This window comes from Micromonospora sp. TSRI0369 (assembly GCF_001905625.1).
In the GTDB taxonomy this organism is placed as follows: domain Bacteria; phylum Actinomycetota; class Actinomycetes; order Mycobacteriales; family Micromonosporaceae; genus Micromonospora; species Micromonospora echinospora_A.
On sequence record NZ_LIVU01000003.1, the window covers coordinates 24,596 to 41,729 of the forward strand.

Consider the following 17,134-nt stretch of genomic DNA (forward strand, 5'->3'; position numbering starts at 1 on the left):
ATGTCTACGTCCGCAGACAAGGTCGTCGAGGCGCTTCGCGCGTCGCTCAAGGAGACGGGCCGCCTCCGTCAGCTCAACCAGCAGCTGACCGCCGCCGCCAGGGAGCCGATCGCGATCGTCGCGATGTCCTGCCGCTATCCGGGTGGCGTCGCCAGCCCCGAGCAGCTCTGGGACCTGGTGGCCTCCGGCGGCGACGCGATCGGTGGCTTCCCGACGGACCGGGGCTGGGACCTGGACAACCTGTACGACCCGGACGCCGACCGGGCCGGCCGCTCCACCACCCGCGAGGGCGGCTTCCTCTACGACGCGGCCGACTTCGACGCGGAGTTCTTCGGCATCTCGCCGCGCGAGGCCGTGGCGATGGACCCCCAGCAGCGGCTGCTGCTGGAGACGTCGTGGGAGGCGTTCGAGCACGCCGGCGTCGCGCCCGCCTCGATGCGGGGGCAGAAGGTTGGCGTCTTCGTCGGCACCGCCGCCAACGGCTACGGCATGGGCCCGCAGAGCGAGGCCGAGGGCGCCGACGAGGGCTACCTGCTGACCGGTACGGCCACCAGCGTCGTCTCCGGGCGGATCGCGTACGCCCTCGGCCTGGAGGGCCCCGCGGTCACCGTGGACACCGCCTGCTCGTCGTCGCTGGTCGCCCTGCACCTGGCGTGCCAGGCGCTGCGGCAGGGCGACTTCGACCTGGCCCTGGCCGGCGGCGTGTGCGTCATGGCCACCCCTGGGCCGTTCGTGGGCTTCTCCCGGCAGCGGGGGCTCGCCCCCGACGGCCGGTGCAAGTCGTTCGCCGCCGCCGCCGACGGCACCGGCTGGTCCGAGGGCGTCGGCATCCTGCTGGTGGAGCGGCTGTCGGACGCGCAGCGCAAGGGGCACCCGGTCCTCGCCGTGATCCGCGGCAGCGCCGTCAACCAGGACGGCGCGTCCAACGGTCTCACCGCCCCCAACGGCCCCGCCCAGCAGCGGGTGATCCGGCAGGCCCTCGCGAACGCCCGGCTGACCACGGCCGACGTGGACGCCGTCGAGGCGCACGGCACCGGCACCGTCCTCGGCGACCCGATCGAGGCGCAGGCCCTGCTGGCCACGTACGGCCAGGGCCGCCCCGCCGACCGGCCGCTGCTGCTCGGCTCGATCAAGTCGAACATCGGCCACAGCCAGTCGGCCGCCGGCGTGGCCGGTGTGATCAAGATGGTGATGGCGATGCGGCACGGGCTCGTGCCGTCCACCCTGCACGTCGACGAGCCGACGCCGAAGGTGGACTGGTCGGCCGGCGAGGTGTCGCTGGTGACCGAGGCGACGCCGTGGCCGGCGACCGACCGTCCCCGCCGGGCGGCGGTGTCGTCGTTCGGCATCTCCGGCACGAACGCGCACACCATCATCGAGGAGCCACCGACCCCGGACGCCGCCGAGCCCGCCGACACCGGGCCGGCACCCACCGTCGCCCTGCCGGCGGTGCCCGTGCTGCTCTCCGCCCGGTCCGAGGCAGCGCTCAGCGCGCAGGCGGGCCGCTGGACCCGGTGGCTGGAGGACGACGAGGCCCTCCGCACCGTGGACGTCGGCTGGTCGTCGGTCGTGTCGCGCTCCGCGCTGGAGCACCGCGCGGTGCTCACCGCCACCGACCGCGAGGAGCTGCTGGCCGGGCTGCGCGCCCTGGCCGCCGGGCAGCCGTCCGGCGCGCTGGTCGCCGGGCAGGCCGCCGACCGGGGTCCGCTCGCGGTGCTCTTCTCCGGTCAGGGCGCGCAGCGTGCCGGCATGGGCCGGGAGTTGTACGCGGAGTTCCCGGTCTTCGCCGCCGCGCTGGACGAGGTGTGCGCACAGCTCGACGCGCTGTTGCCGCGCCCGCTCAAGGAGGTGCTGTTCGCACCCGAGGGTTCCGCCGAGGCGGAGCTGCTGGACCGGACGGTGTTCACGCAGGCGGGGCTGTTCGCGGTCGAGGTGGCGTTGTTCCGCCTGGTGGAGTCATTCGGCGTCGCCCCCGACCTGGTCGGCGGTCATTCGATCGGCGAGGTCACGGCCGCGCACGTGGCGCGGGTGTTGTCGCTGGCGGATGCGTGTGTGTTGGTGGCGGCGCGGGGCCGGTTGATGCAGGCGTTGCCGGCCGGTGGTGGGATGTTGGCCGTTGCGGCGGCTGAGGCCGATGTGCTGGCGACGCTGGACGGCTCGACCGGTGTGGGGGTCGCGGCTGTCAACGGGCCGACGTCGGTGGTGGTCTCCGGTGCGGTGGAGGCGCTCGACGAGGTGGAGCGGGTCTGGCGTGGGCGGGGTGTGCGTACGCGCCGGTTGTCGGTGAGTCATGCGTTCCACAGTCCGTTGATGGAGCCGATGCTGGATGAGTTCCGGGTGGTCCTGGACGGGTTGACGTTCGAGGCGCCGGCGTTGCCGGTCGTGTCGAACGTGACCGGTGCGCTGGCTGACGTCGACGAGATCCGTAGTCCCGACTACTGGGTGCGGCACGTGCGGGAGGCTGTGCGTTTCGCCGACGGGGTCGCCGCGCTGCGCGCCGCCGGGGTGGACACGTTCCTGGAGATCGGCCCGCGCAGCGTCCTGACCGCCATGACCCGGGACGTGCTGAGCGGGCGGGAGCCGGCGGACGCCGACGACGACACCCCGGTCGTCGCCGTACCCGCCCTGCGCGCCGACCGCCCCGAGGCGCGGACCCTGCTCGCCGGCCTCTCCGAACTGCACGTCAACGGAACACCCGTCGACTGGGCGGCCCTCTACGCCGGCACCGGAGCGACCCCGGTGGCCCTGCCCACGTACGCGTTCCAGCGGCAGCGCTACTGGCCCGAGCAGATGCCGGCCTCGGCCACCGGCCCGGTCAGCCCGGACGTGGTGGACGTCGAGTTCTGGTCGGCCGTCGAGCGCTCCGACATGGCGGCCCTCGCCGCGCAGTTCGGCACCGACGGGGCGGGCGTCCTGGCCCCGGCCCTGCCGGTCCTGTCGTCCTGGCGCAAGGCGCGGCTGCGGGACGCCGTCGTCGACGGCTGGTCGTACCGGGTGGTGTGGAAGCGGACCACCGTCCCCGCACCGCTCACCCCGCCGGGACGCTGGCTGCTCGTGGAGCCCGCCGACGACGCCGCCACGACCGAGTGGGCCGGGGCGCTCGCGGGGGCGCTGAGCGCCGCCGGCGGCGAGGTGTTCCGGCTGGCGGTGGACCCGCTCGCCGAGCGCGACCAGGTGACGTCGCGGCTGGCCGGCCCCGTGGGGGACACCCCGTTCACCGGGATCGTCTCCCTGCTGGGCCTGCTGGAGCGACCCCACCCCGGCCAGCCGGCGGTGCCGCTCGGCACGGCCGCCACGATGACGCTGGTGCAGGCCCTGCACGCCGCCGACGTCGCGGCACCACTGTGGATGCTCACGCGGGGCGCTGTCGGCACCGGCGACACCGACCCGGTGCGCAGCGTCGCCCAGGGCGGGCTGTGGGGCCTGGCCCGGGTCGCCGGGCTGGAACACCCGCAGCTCTGGGGCGGTTTGGTCGACCTGCCGGACGCGCCCGGGCGCGGCGACTGGGGCCACGCGGTGGGCGTCCTGACCGGGGGCGGCCACGAGGACCAGGTTGCCGTGCGGCCCTCTGGCGTCTTCGTGCGGCGCCTGGTGCGCGCCACGCCGGCGGCCGTCGGCACCGTCGACCGCTGGCAGCCGTCCGGCACCGTCCTCGTCACCGGCGGCACCGGGGCGCTCGGCGCGCACGTGGCCCGCTGGGCGGCGGCCAACGGCGCCGAGCACCTCGTGCTGACCAGCCGCCGCGGCGAGCACGCCCCCGGGGCGGCCGAGCTGCGCGACGAACTGAGCGCGCTCGGCGCCCGGGTGAGCCTGGTCGCCGCCGACATGGCCGACCGCGCCCGCGTCGAGGCGCTGCTGCGCGACGTCGACGCCGACCCGGCGCCCCTGACCGCGGTGGTGCACGCCGCCGGGGTGGGCCAGCTGAACATGCTCGTCGACACCGACCTCGCCGGCCTGGCCGGGGTGCTCGACGGCAAGATCGCCGGCGCCGTGCACCTGGACGAGCTGCTGGGCGACCGACCGCTCGACGCGTTCGTGCTGTTCTCCTCGATCGCCGGCATCTGGGGCAGCGGCGGCCAGGCCGCGTACGCCGCCGGCAACGCCTTCCTCGACGCCCTCGCCGAGCGGCGCCGCGCCCGCGGCCTGACCGCCACCGCCGTGGCGTGGGGCCCCTGGGCCGACGGCGGCATGGCCAGCGGCGAGGGGCAGGAACTGCTGGCCCGCCGCGGCCTCAGCCCCATGTCGCCGGCCCAGGCCGTGTACGCGCTGCGCAGCGCCGTCGGCCGGGCCGGGCCGGCGGTGACCGTGGCGGACGTCGACTGGTCCCTGTTCACCCCGGCGTTCGCCGCCGCCCGTGCCCGCCCCCTGCTCGACGACATCGCCGAGGCGCGCGACGCCCTGCGCGTGGTCGACGCGGAACCGGAGGGCACCGTCGGCGGCGGGCTGCGGCAGCACCTGCTGACGCTGCCCCGCGCCGAGCAGGGCCGCCACCTGACCGAGCTCGTACGCACGCACACCGCCGCCGTGCTCGGCCACTCCGGCACCGAACTGGTCAAGGCCAACCGGGCGTTCAAGGAACTCGGCTTCGACTCGCTGACCGCCGTCGAGCTGCGCAACCGGCTCGGCGCCGCCACCGGCCTCACCCTGCCCACCACCCTGGTCTTCGACTACCCGAACCCGGCCGCCCTCGCCGACCACCTGTCGGCGACGCTGCGCCTGCACGAGGTCGAGACCGTCACCGCCTGGGGCCCCGCCGGGCCGGTCGACGACGACCCGATCGTCATCGTCGGCATGAGCTGCCGCTACCCGGGCGGCGTGGCCAACCCGGACGACCTGTGGGAGCTGGTCGCCACCGGGAGCGACGGCATCAGCGGCTTCCCCGACGACCGCCACTGGGACATGGGCCGGCTGCTGGCCGTCGACGCCGACGGGCAACCCGTCTCACACACCCGCGAGGGCGGCTTCGTCGACGGCGCCACCACATTCGACCCGGGCTTCTTCGGCATCTCGCCGCGCGAGGCCGTCGCCATGGACCCGCAGCAGCGGCTGCTGCTGGAGGCGTCCTGGGAGGCCATGGAGCAGGCCGGCATCGACCCGGAGGAGCTGCGTGGCAGCCGTACCGGCGTCTTCGTGGGCGCCTCCCCGTCGGGCTACGGCACCACCGACACCCCGGCCGAGCTGGCCGGCTACCAGCTCACCGGCGGCGCGCACAGCGTCATCTCGGGCCGGGTGTCGTACACCTTCGGGCTGGAGGGCCCGGCGGTGACGGTCGACACCGCCTGCTCGTCCTCGCTGGTGGCTGTGCACCTGGCCGCCCAGGCGCTGCGCGGCGGCGAATGCGACATGGCGCTGGCAGGCGGCGTCACCGTCATGGTGACGCCCGGCGCCTTCGTCGAGTTCTCCCGCCAGGGCGGCCTCGCCCCGGACGGGCGCTGCAAGTCCTTCGCCGCCGACGCCGACGGCACCGGCTGGTCGGAGGGCGTCGGCGTGCTGCTCGTCCAGCGGCTCTCCGACGCCCGGCGGCAGGGCCGCCAGGTGCTCGCCGTGCTCGCCGGCAGCGCCGTCAACCAGGACGGCGCGTCCAACGGTCTCACCGCCCCCAACGGCCCCGCCCAGCAGCGGGTGATCCGGCAGGCCCTCGCGAACGCCCGGCTGACCACGGCCGACGTGGACGCCGTCGAGGCGCACGGCACCGGCACCGTCCTCGGCGACCCGATCGAGGCGCAGGCCCTGCTGGCCACGTACGGCCAGGGCCGCCCCGCCGACCAGCCGCTGCTGCTCGGCTCGATCAAGTCGAACATCGGCCACAGCCAGGCCGCCGCCGGCGTCGCCGGCATGATCAAAATGGTGCAGGCGATGCGGTACGGCCTGCTCCCACGGACCCTGCACCTCGACGAGCCGACCCCCCACGTGGACTGGTCCGCCGGCGCGGTCTCCCTGCTCACCGAGGCGCGCCCCTGGCCGGCGGTGGACCGGCCCCGCCGGGCCGCCGTGTCGTCGTTCGGCATCAGCGGTACGAACGTGCACCTGATCCTGGAGCAGCCGCCCACGCCGACCGACGCGGACGAGCCGGCCGACGGCGACGAGCCGGTCACCGGTGACGAGCCGTCCCGGGTGCCGGCGGTGCTGCCGCTGCTGCTGTCGGCCCGCGACGCGGCCGGGCTGTCGGCGCAGGCCGGCCGCTGGGCGCAGTGGCTCGGCGGCACCGGGGCCCCGCGCCCGCTCGACGTGGCGTGGTCGTCGGTGGCGTCGCGCTCCGTACTGGAGCACCGGGCCGTCGTGTCCGGGGCGAGCCGGGACGAACTGCTGGCGGGCCTCGAAGCCGTGTCGGCGGGCGAGGTCTCGGCCGGCGTGCTCACCGGCCCGGGCGGCCAGCGCGGCCAGCTGGCGCTGCTGTTCTCGGGTCAGGGTGCGCAGCGTGCGGGGATGGGCCGGGAGTTGTCCGGGGTCTTCCCGGTGTTTGCCGCCGCGCTGGACGAGGTGTGTGCGCACCTCGATCCGTTGTTGCCGCGTCCGCTCAGGGAGGTGCTGTTCGCGTCGGAGGGTTCCGCCGAGGCGGGGCTGCTCGACCAGACGGTGTTCACGCAGGCCGGGCTGTTCGCGGTCGAGGTGGCGTTGTTCCGCCTCGTGGAGTCGTTCGGGATCGTCCCCGACATGCTGGCCGGTCACTCGATCGGTGAGGTGACGGCGGCGCATGTCGCGGGTGTGTTGTCCCTGGCGGACGCGTGCGCCCTCGTCGCGGCGCGGGGCCGGTTGATGCAGGCGCTGCCGACCGGTGGCGGGATGCTGGCGGTGGCCGCCGACGAGGCGGCCGTGGCGGAGTCGCTCACCGGGCTGACCGACCGCGCCGGCATCGCCGCTGTCAACGGCCCCGGCGCCGTGGTGGTGTCGGGTGCCGTTGACGCGTTGGACGAGGTGGAGCGGGCCTGGCGGGATCGGGGTGTGCGTACCCGTCGGCTCACCGTCAGCCACGCGTTCCACAGTCCGTTGATGGATCCGATGCTTGATGAGTTCCGTGCGGTTCTGGGTGGGTTGGCGTTTGCGGCGCCGTTGTTGCCGGTCGTGTCGAACGTGACCGGCGCCCTGGCCGGCGATGAGATCTGCACGCCGGAGTATTGGGTGCGGCACGTGCGCGAGGCTGTGCGCTACGCCGACGGGATCACCGCTCTGCGGGCTGCGGGTGTGGACACCTTCCTGGAGGTCGGGCCGCAGAGCGTCCTGACCGCCATGAACGCCGACCTGCTGCTCGACGACGAGGCCGTGCTGGCGGTGGCCGTCCAGCGTCGGGACCGTCCCGCCCCGCAGGCGCTGCTGCACGCGCTCGCCGAACTGCACGTGCACGGCGTGCCGGTGACCTGGACGCAGTGGTTCACCGAGACCGGTGCACGGCGCGTCGACCTGCCCACGTACGCCTTCCAGCACCAGCGGTACTGGCTGCCGCCCACCGGCCAGTCCGCCGACGTCTCCGGGGCCGGCCTCGGCGTGGCGCGGCACCCGCTGCTCGGCGCGGCGGTGTCGGTCGCCGGCGAGGACATGGTGGTGCTGACCGGCCGGCTGTCGGTGTCGACGCACCCGTGGCTCGCCGACCACATCGTCTCCGGCGCCGTGGTGGTGCCGGGCACCGCGCTGGTGGACCTCGTCGTCCGGGCGGGCGACGAGGTCGGCGCGTCCCGCGTCCGCGAGCTGACAGTGCTCGCCCCGCTCGTGCTGCCCGCCACCGGCGGCGGGGTACGGGTCCAGGTCCGGGTCGGTCCCGTCGACGGGACCGGCAGCCGCTCGGTGACCGTGCACTCCCAGCCCGAGGACGACTCCGAGTCGGGCTGGACCCGGCACGCCGACGGCCTCGTCGGCGCCCCCACTGCCGACGAGCCCACCCTGGGCGCCTGGCCGCCACCCGGCGCGTCCGAGGTGGACGTCACCGGCTGGTACGCGACGGTCGCCGAGCACGGGCTCGCGTACGGGCCGGTCTTCCGGGGCCTGCGCCGGGCGTGGACCGCCGACGGCGAGGTGTTCGCCGAGGTCGCCCTCCCCGACGAGGTCACCGGTGACCCGGCGGGCTTCGGGGTGCACCCGGCGTTGCTGGACGCCGCCCTGCACCCCGTCGGGCTGCTGCCCGCCGACCAGTCGGGCGGCGGGCCCCAGGTGCCGTTCGCGTTCGAGGGTGTGCAGGTCCACGCCGTCGGCGCCCGGACGCTCCGGGTCCGCCTCACCGCCTCCGGCAACTCGGTGCGGCTGGTCGCCGCCGACGAGACGGGCGTGCCCGTGGTGTCGGTGGACTCGCTGGCACTGCGCGAGATGACCGGCCTGGCGGCCGCGCCGGACGAGGCGTACCGATCCCTGTTCGAGGTCTCCTGGCAGCCCGAGCAGATCGCCGCGCCCGACGGCGCGTACGGCTGGGCCGTGCTCGGTGACCGCCCGCTCGACGGCGCGCCGCAGCTCCCGGCGTACGCCGACGTCGCCGCTCTGACCACGGCGGCGACGGACGGCACCGCCCCGGCGGCGCTGCTGCTACCCGTCACCCCGGCGACCTCCGGGACGGACGTGCCCGACGCGGTGCGCTCCGTCACGACGGACGTCCTCGGCGCGGTGCAGGCGTGGCTGGCGGCCGAGCCGCTGGCGGACTCGAGGCTGGTCGTCGTGACCCGCGGCGCCGTGGCCACCGGCGCCGACGACCGCGTCAGCGACCTGGCGGGGGCGGCGGTCTGGGGCCTGCTGCGCTCGGCCCAGTCGGAGCACCCCGGCCGGCTCGTGCTGGCCGACCTGGAACCCGGCGCCGACCTGGACGCCGACCTGCTGGCCCTGCTCGCCGCAGCCGCCGATGACCCCGCCCTCGGCGGGCAGGTCGCGGTGCGTTTGGGAACGGCGTACCTGCCGCGGCTGGTCCGCGCCACGGGCGCCGCGCGGACTCCGGCGACCCTCGACGGGGGAACCGTCCTCGTCACCGGCGGCACCGGATCGCTGGGCGCCCTGGTGTCCGAACACCTCGTCACCGCCTACGGCGTGCGTTCGCTGGTGCTGGCGTCCCGGCAGGGCCCGGCGGCCCCCGGAGCCGACGAGCTGGTGCGGCGGCTGGCCGCGCTGGGCGCGACCGCCCGCGTAGTCGCCACGGACGTGACCGACCGCGAGCGCGTCGGCGAGCTGGTCCGGTCCATCACCGCCGACGACCGCCTGGCCGGGGTGGTCCACACCGCCGGCGTCCTCGACGACGGCATCGTCAGCGGGATCACCGCCGACCGGCTGGCGGACGTGCTGGCCCCGAAGGTCACGGCGGGCTGGTGGCTGCACGAGGCGACCGCCGAGCTGGACCTCGACCTGTTCGTGCTCTTCTCCTCCGTCGCCGGGGTGCTCGGCTCTCCCGGCCAGGCCGCGTACGCGGCCGGCAACGCCTTCCTGGACGCCCTCGCCGTGCTGCGGGCGCAGCGCGGGCTGCCCGCCGTCAGCCTCGCGTGGGGCATGTGGGACACCGACGGCATGGCCGCGTCGATCAATGACACCGACCGGGCGCGGGTGACCCGGGCCGGTCTGGTCCCGATGACCGCCCCGGTCGGGCTCGGGCTGTGGGACGCCGCCCTGACCCACGGCGGCGCGGCGCTGGTGCCGGCCGTTGTCGACCTGCCCGCCATGCGGGCACGGACCGCCGCCGGCCGGGTGCCGGTGATGCTGCGGGGCCTGGTGGGACCGGCCGCGAAGCGTCGCCGCTCCGGCACCGGCACGTGGGCCGACCGGCTGGCCGGCCTCGACCCGCAGGAGGCGCGTACGCAGGTGGCGCTGCTGGTGCGCGGAATGATCGCGCAGGTGCTCGGCCACGGCGGCGCCGAGGCGGTGCCGGCGGACCGGGCGTTCCGGGAACTGGGCTTCGACTCGCTGACCGCCGTCGAGCTGCGCAACCGGATCAACAGCGCGAGCGGACTGCGGCTCACGTCGACGCTCGTCTTCGACTACCCGACCCCCGCTGCCCTGTCGGAGCACCTGTACGAGCAGCTGTCCGGCCAGGTCGCCGAGCAGCAGCGGGCCGTGCGGGCGACAAACGTCGACGAGCCGATCGCCATCGTGGGCATGGCCTGCCGCTACCCGGGCGGCGTGACGAACCCGCAGCAGCTGTGGGACCTGGTCGCCGCCGGCGCCGACGGTATCGGCGAGTTCCCCACCGACCGGGGCTGGGACCTCGACCGGCTCTTCCACCCCGACCCGGACAACCCCGGGACGTCGTACACCCGCCACGGTGGCTTCCTGTACGGGGCCGCCGAGTTCGACCCGGACTTCTTCGGCATCTCGCCGCGCGAGGCGATCGCCATGGACCCGCAGCAGCGACTGCTGCTGGAGGCGTCCTGGGAGACGTTCGAGTCGGCCGGCCTCGACCCGTCGCGGCTACGTGGCAGCCGGACCGGCGTCTTCGCCGGGCTCATGTACCACGACTACGCCTCCGGCGTGCAGGACCTGCCCGAGGGCGTGGGCGGCTACCTCGGCACCGGCACCTCCGGCAGCGTGCTGTCCGGCCGGGTCGCGTACACGTTCGGCCTCGAAGGCCCGGCGGTCACTGTCGACACGGCGTGCTCGTCGTCGCTGGTGGCGTTGCATCTCGCGGTGCAGGCGCTGCGCGGCGGCGAGTGCGATCTCGCCCTGGCCGGTGGCGTGACCGTCATGGCGACGCCGGGGACGTTCATCGAGTTCTCCCGCCAGCGGGGCCTGTCGCAGGACGGCCGGTGTAAGTCGTTCGCGGCGTCGGCGGATGGTACGGGTTGGTCCGAGGGCGTCGGCGTGCTGCTCGTGCAACGACTCTCCGACGCGCAGCGGGAGGGCCGGCGGATCCTGGCGGTGGTACGGGGCAGCGCCGTGAACCAGGACGGCGCGTCGAACGGGCTGACGGCCCCCAACGGCCCGTCGCAGCAGCGGGTCATCCGGCAGGCCCTCGCGAACGCCCGGCTCACCACCGCCGACGTGGACGCCGTCGAGGCGCACGGCACCGGCACGACCCTGGGCGACCCGATCGAGGCGCAGGCCCTGCTGGCCACGTACGGGCAGGACCGGCCCGCCGACCGGCCGCTCTGGCTGGGCTCGATCAAGTCGAACATCGGCCACACCCAGGCCGCCGCCGGGGCAGCCGGCATCATCAAGATGATCATGGCGATGCGGCACGGGGTGCTGCCGTCGACGCTGCACGTCGACGAGCCGTCCCCGCACATCGAGTGGAGCTCCGGGGCGGTCTCCCTGCTCACCGAGGCCCGCGACTGGCCTGCGGCGGGCCGGCCCCGTCGCGCCGCGATCTCGTCGTTCGGCGTCAGCGGCACGAACGCGCACGTGATCATCGAGCAGCCCCCCGCCGAAGCGGAGCCCACCCGGGGCGAGCACGCGCCGACGCCCGCGGCCGGGTCGCTGCCGACCCCCGTGCTGCTCTCGGCCCGCTCCGAGGCCGCCGTCGCGGCGCAGGCCGACCGCTGGGCCCGCTGGATCGCCGACGACGAGAAACTGCGCCCCGCCGACGTCGGCTGGTCGTCGACAGTCAGCCGGGCCGTGCTGGAGCACCGCGCGGTGGTCACCGCGACGGACCGGGACGAACTGCTGGCCGGGCTGCGCGCCCTCGCCGCCGGTGAGCCGGCCGCCACCCTGGTCACCGGCACGGGCGCGACGCGTACGCAGCTGGCCGTGCTCTTCTCCGGCCAGGGCGCGCAGCGCGCCGGGATGGGCCGGGAGCTGTCCGCCCTGTTCCCCGTGTTCGCGACCGCGCTGGACGAGGTGTGTGCGCAGCTCGATCCGTTGCTGCCGCGTCCGTTGCGGGAGGTGCTGTTCGCGTCGTCGGGTTCCGCCGAGGCGGAGTTGCTGGATCAGACGGTGTTCACGCAGGCCGGGTTGTTCGCGGTCGAGGTGGCGCTGCTCCGTCTGGTGGAGTCGTTCGGGGTCGTGCCCGACGTGGTGGCTGGTCATTCGATCGGTGAGGTGACGGCGGCGTACGTGGCCGGGGTGTTGTCCCTGGCCGACGCGTGCGTCCTCGTGGCCGCGCGGGGTCGGTTGATGCAGGCGTTGCCCTCGGGCGGCGGCATGCTGGCCGTGGCCGCCGACGAGGCTGCGGTGGCGGAGTCTCTCGCCGGGATGACCGACCGCCTCGGTATCGCGGCCGTCAACGGGCCCACCGCCGTCGTCGTCTCCGGTGCCGTCGAGGCCCTGGACGAGGTGGAGCGGGTCTGGCGGGACCGAGGTGTGCGTACGCGCCGGCTCACCGTCAGCCACGCGTTCCACAGCCCGCTGGTGGCACCGATGCTCGATGAGTTCCGCGCCGTCCTGGCGGGGCTGACGTTCCGGGCGCCGCTGCTGCCGGTGGTGTCGAACCTGACCGGGGCGCTCGCCGACCCGCAGGAGATCACCCGCGCCGAGTACTGGGTGCGGCACGTGCGGGAGGCCGTGCGCTACGCCGACGGCATCGCCGCCCTGCGGGCCACCGGGGTTGACACCTTCCTGGAGATCGGCCCGCAGAGCGTCCTGACCGCGATGAACGCCGACCTGCTCGCCGATGACGCGCTGGCGGTGGCCGTCCAGCGCCGGGACCGGCCCGCCCCGCAGGCACTCCTGCACGCCCTCGCCGACCTGCACGTCCACGGCGTCCCGGTGACCTGGACGCAGTGGTTCACCGACGCCGGCGCCGCCCGGGTCGACCTGCCGACGTACGCCTTCCAGCACCAGCGGTACTGGCTCGGCGCGGGCCAGGCGCGTACCGCCGACGTCTCCGGTGCCGGCCTCGGCGCGGCCGGGCACCCGCTGCTCGGCGCGGCGGTCTCCGTGGCCGGCGAGGACATGGTGGTGCTGACCGGCAGCCTGTCGACGTCGACGCACGCGTGGCTCGCCGACCACGTCGTGTCCGGTGTGGTGGTCGTTCCCGGTGCCGCTCTGGTGGAGTTGGCGGTCCGGGCGGGCGACGAGGTGGGCGCGTCGCGGGTGCGGGAGCTGACCGTGGCCGCGCCGCTGGTGCTGCCGGAGTCCGGTGCGGTGCGGGTGCAGGTGCGCGTCGGCGCGGCCGACGAGACCGGCACCCGGGTCGTGGCGGTGCACTCGCAGTCCGAGGGTGATCCGGAGGCTGACTGGGTGCGGCATGCGGAGGGTGTGCTGGAGCCGGTGTCGGCCGATGAGCCGGGCGTGGGGGAGTGGCCGCCGGTCGGTGCGTCCGAGGTGGACGTGGCGGGCTGGTATCCGGCCCTGGCGGAGCGCGGCCTGGCGTACGGGCCGGTGTTCCGGGGGCTGCGCCGGGTGTGGACGGGCGGCGACGAGGTGTTCGCCGAGGTGGCGTTGCCGGACGAGGTGGCGACGGAGGCGGCGCGCTTCGGTGTGCACCCGGCGCTGCTGGATGCGGCGCTGCATCCGATCGGGCTGCTGGTGGGTGCGGAGGGTTCGGGTGGGCCGCGGGTGCCGTTCGCGTTCGAGGGTGTGCAGGTGTATGCCTCGGGCGCGCGGGTGCTGCGGGTGCGGCTGTCGCGTACGGGCTCGGCGGTGCGTCTGGTCGCGTGCGACGAGTCGGGCGCGGCCGTGGTCTCGGTCGACTCCCTCGCCCTGCGCGAGCTGACCGGCGTGACCGCGGCGGGCGCGGCGGCCCGCGCGATGTTCGAACTCACCTGGCAGGCCGAGGAGATCGCCGCCACCGGGGACCTCTCCGGGTGGGCGCTGGTCGGCTCGCCGGCAACCGCCGACCTGCCGGCGTACGGCGACGTCGAGGCGCTCGTCGCGGCGGTCGACGCCGGCCGGACGGTCGCACCGAGGGCGCTGCTGCTGCCGCTCGACGCGCCGGAGAGCGCCGTCCCCGACGCGGTACGCGCGGCGACCTCGGAGGTGCTGGCGACCGTCCGGTCCTGGCTGGCAGCCGATGCGCTGGCGGAGTCGCGGCTCGTGGTGGTGACGCGGGGTGCGGTGTCGGTGGCGGCGGACGACCGGGTGTCGGACCTGGCCGGTACGGCGGTGTGGGGTCTGCTGCGGTCGGCGCAGTCGGAGCACCCGGGTCGCATCGTGCTGGCGGACGTGGACGGTGACGTGGATGCCGGGCTGCTGGGTGTGCTGACCACGGTGGCCGACGAGCCGTCGACGCACGGCGGTCAGGTCGCGGTGCGTGCGGGCGCGGTGTTCGTGCCGCGCCTGGTGCGCGCGGTCGCCCCGACGTCGGTGGAGACGCCGGTCGTGGGTGACGGTGCGGTGCTGGTGACCGGTGGTACGGGTGCGCTCGGGGCGTTGGTCGCGGAGCACCTGGTGTCGGTGCACGGCGTGCGGTCTCTCGTGCTGGTGTCGCGGCGCGGCCCGGAGGCCGCGGGTGCGGGCGAGTTGTCGGAGCGGCTGTCGGCGCTGGGTGCGTCGGTGCGGGTCGTTGCCTGTGACGTGACGGACCGGGACCAGGTGTTCGGTCTGGTGGCGGAGGTCGTTGCCGGGGGTCGGCTGGCGGGTGTGGTGCACACGGCTGGTGTGTTGGATGACGGTGTGGTGGAGGGGCTGACGGCGGAGCGGTTGGCGGGGGTGTTGGCGCCGAAGGTGTCGGCGGGTTGGTTCCTGCATGAGGCGACGGCGTCGCTCGCGCTGGACCTGTTCGTGGTGTTCTCGTCGGTTGCTGGTGTGCTGGGTTCGCCGGGTCAGTCTGCGTACGCGGCGGGCAACGCCTTCCTCGACGGGCTTGCGGTCCACCGGCGGCAGCTCGGGTTGCCTGCGGTGAGTCTGGCGTGGGGGATGTGGGACACGGCAGGCATGGCCGCCTCGATCGAGGCGGCGGACCGGGCGCGTTCCGCGCGGGCGGGTCTGACGCCGATGAGCGCCGAGATCGGGTTGGAGCTGTTCGACGCCGCCCTGGTGGCGGAGCGGCCGGCGTTGGTGCCGGCCGTGATCGACGTACCGGCGATGCGCGCAGCGCTCGGCGCCGGCCCGGTGCCGGCCGTGCTGCGTACCCTGATCGGGTCGACGGCGGCCCGGCGACGGGCCGCGCGGAGCGGCGACTGGGCCAACCAGCTCGCGGGCCTGGCGCCCGACGAGGCGCGCGCCCAGATCGACGTGCTGGTACGGGGTCTGGTGGCGCAGGTGCTGGGGCACGGTGGTGCGGAGTCGGTGCCGGCGGACCGGGCGTTCCGGGAGTTGGGCTTCGACTCGCTGACGGCGGTGGACCTGCGTAACCGGTTGAACGCGGCCACGGGGCTGCGGCTGGCCTCGACGCTGGTCTTCGACTATCCGACCCCGGCCGTGCTCGCCGACCACCTGCACGAGCAGGTCTCCGGGCAGATCACCGCCCGCCAGACGGCGGTGCTCACCGCCGGCACCGACGAGCCGATCGCGATCGTGGGCATGGCCTGCCGCTACCCCGGTGGCGTCGATAGTCCGGACCAGCTGTGGGCGTTGCTGGCCGGCGGCGGCGACGGGATCTCGGAGTTCCCCACCGATCGCGGCTGGGACCTGGAGAGCCTGTTCGACCCGGACCCGGAGCACAGCGGTACGTCGTACACGCGCCATGGTGGTTTCCTGTACGGGGCGGCGGAGTTCGACCCGGGCTTCTTCGGGATCTCGCCGCGCGAGGCCCTGGCGATGGATCCGCAGCAGCGGTTGCTGCTGGAGGCGTCGTGGGAGTCGTTCGAGTCGGCGGGGCTGGACCCGCAGCGGTTGCGGGGCAGCCGGACGGGTGTGTTCGCCGGTGTCATGTACCACGACTACGCCTCCCGCCTGATGGACCTGCCGCCGGACGCCGAGGGTTTCGTCGGCACGGGCACGTCGGGCAGCGTGCTGTCCGGCCGGGTCGCCTACACCTTCGGGCTCGAGGGCCCGGCGGTCACCGTCGACACCGCCTGTTCTTCCAGCCTCGTCGCGCTGCACCTCGCCGCGCAGGCGTTGCGTTCCGGCGAGTGCGACCTGGCGTTGGCCGGTGGTGTGACGGTGATGGCGACGCCGGGGACGTTCATCGAGTTCTCCCGTCAGCGCGGCCTGTCGGCCGACGGCCGCTGCAAGTCGTTCGCGGCGTCCGCCGACGGCACCGGCTGGTCCGAGGGCGTCGGCGTGCTGCTCGTGGAGCGGCTGTCGGACGCGCGGCGCAACGGGCACCGCGTGCTGGCGGTGGTACGTGGCACGGCCGTGAACCAGGACGGCGCGTCGAACGGGCTGACCGCCCCGAACGGTCCGTCGCAGCAGCGGGTGATCCGGCAGGCCCTCGCGAACGCGCGGCTCACCACCGCCGACGTGGACGCCGTGGAGGCGCACGGCACCGGCACCACGCTGGGTGACCCGATCGAGGCGCAGGCTCTGCTGGCGACGTACGGGCAGGAGCGTCCGCAGGATCGGCCGTTGCTGTTGGGGTCGGTGAAGTCGAACATCGGGCACACGCAGGCCGCGGCCGGTGTGGCCGGTGTGATCAAGATGGTCATGGCGATGCGGCACGGTCTGGTGCCGGCGACGTTGCATGTGGACGAGGCGTCGCCGCATGTCGACTGGTCGGCGGGGGCGGTGGCCCTGGCCACCGAGCCCACCCCGTGGCCGGCCGTGGACCGGCCGCGTCGGGCGGCGGTGTCGTCGTTCGGGATCTCCGGCACGAACGCGCACGTGATCATCGAGCAGCCGCCCGCCGAGACGATCGAGGGCGAGATCGTCGCCCGCGACGTGCCGCCGGTCGTGCCGGTGCTGCTGTCGGCCCGCGACGCCGCCGCGCTGTCGGCGCAGGCGGGCCGGTGGGCGCGCTGGCTGACCGCCGGCGAGGCCCCGCGTCCGCTGGACGTGGCCTGGTCCTCCGTCACCACCCGGCCCGCGCTGGAACACCGGGCGGTCGTCACCGCCGCCGACCGGGACGACCTGGTCGCGGCGTTGACCGCCCTCGCCGACGGCGACCCCACCGGTACGGTCGTCTCCGGCGCCACCGGCCAGCGCGGCCAGCTCGCGCTGCTCTTCTCCGGTCAGGGCGCGCAGCGCGCCGGCATGGGCCGGGAGTTGTCGGCCGGGTTCCCGGTGTTCGCCGCCGCGCTGGACGAGGTGTGTGCGCACCTCGACCCGCTGTTGCCGCGCCCGCTGCGGGAGGTGCTGTTCGCGTCGGCGGGTTCGGCCGAGGCGGGGCTGCTGGATCAGACGGTGTTCACGCAGGCCGGGTTGTTCGCGGTCGAGGTGGCGCTGTTCCGGCTGGTGGAGTCGTTCGGGGTCGTGCCCG

General features: G+C 75.1%; 1 protein-coding gene (only partly in view). It reads left to right on the plus strand.

Going from position 1 to position 17,134, the window contains the following annotated elements:
- Positions 1–17,134, plus strand: partial view of a type I polyketide synthase gene (locus AMK25_RS09505; protein ID WP_073828599.1) — the 5' portion only. The gene runs 12,707 nt beyond the window's last position; 17,134 of the gene's 29,841 nt are visible here — the first part of the coding sequence; the start codon lies at positions 1–3; its stop codon lies off the right edge, out of view.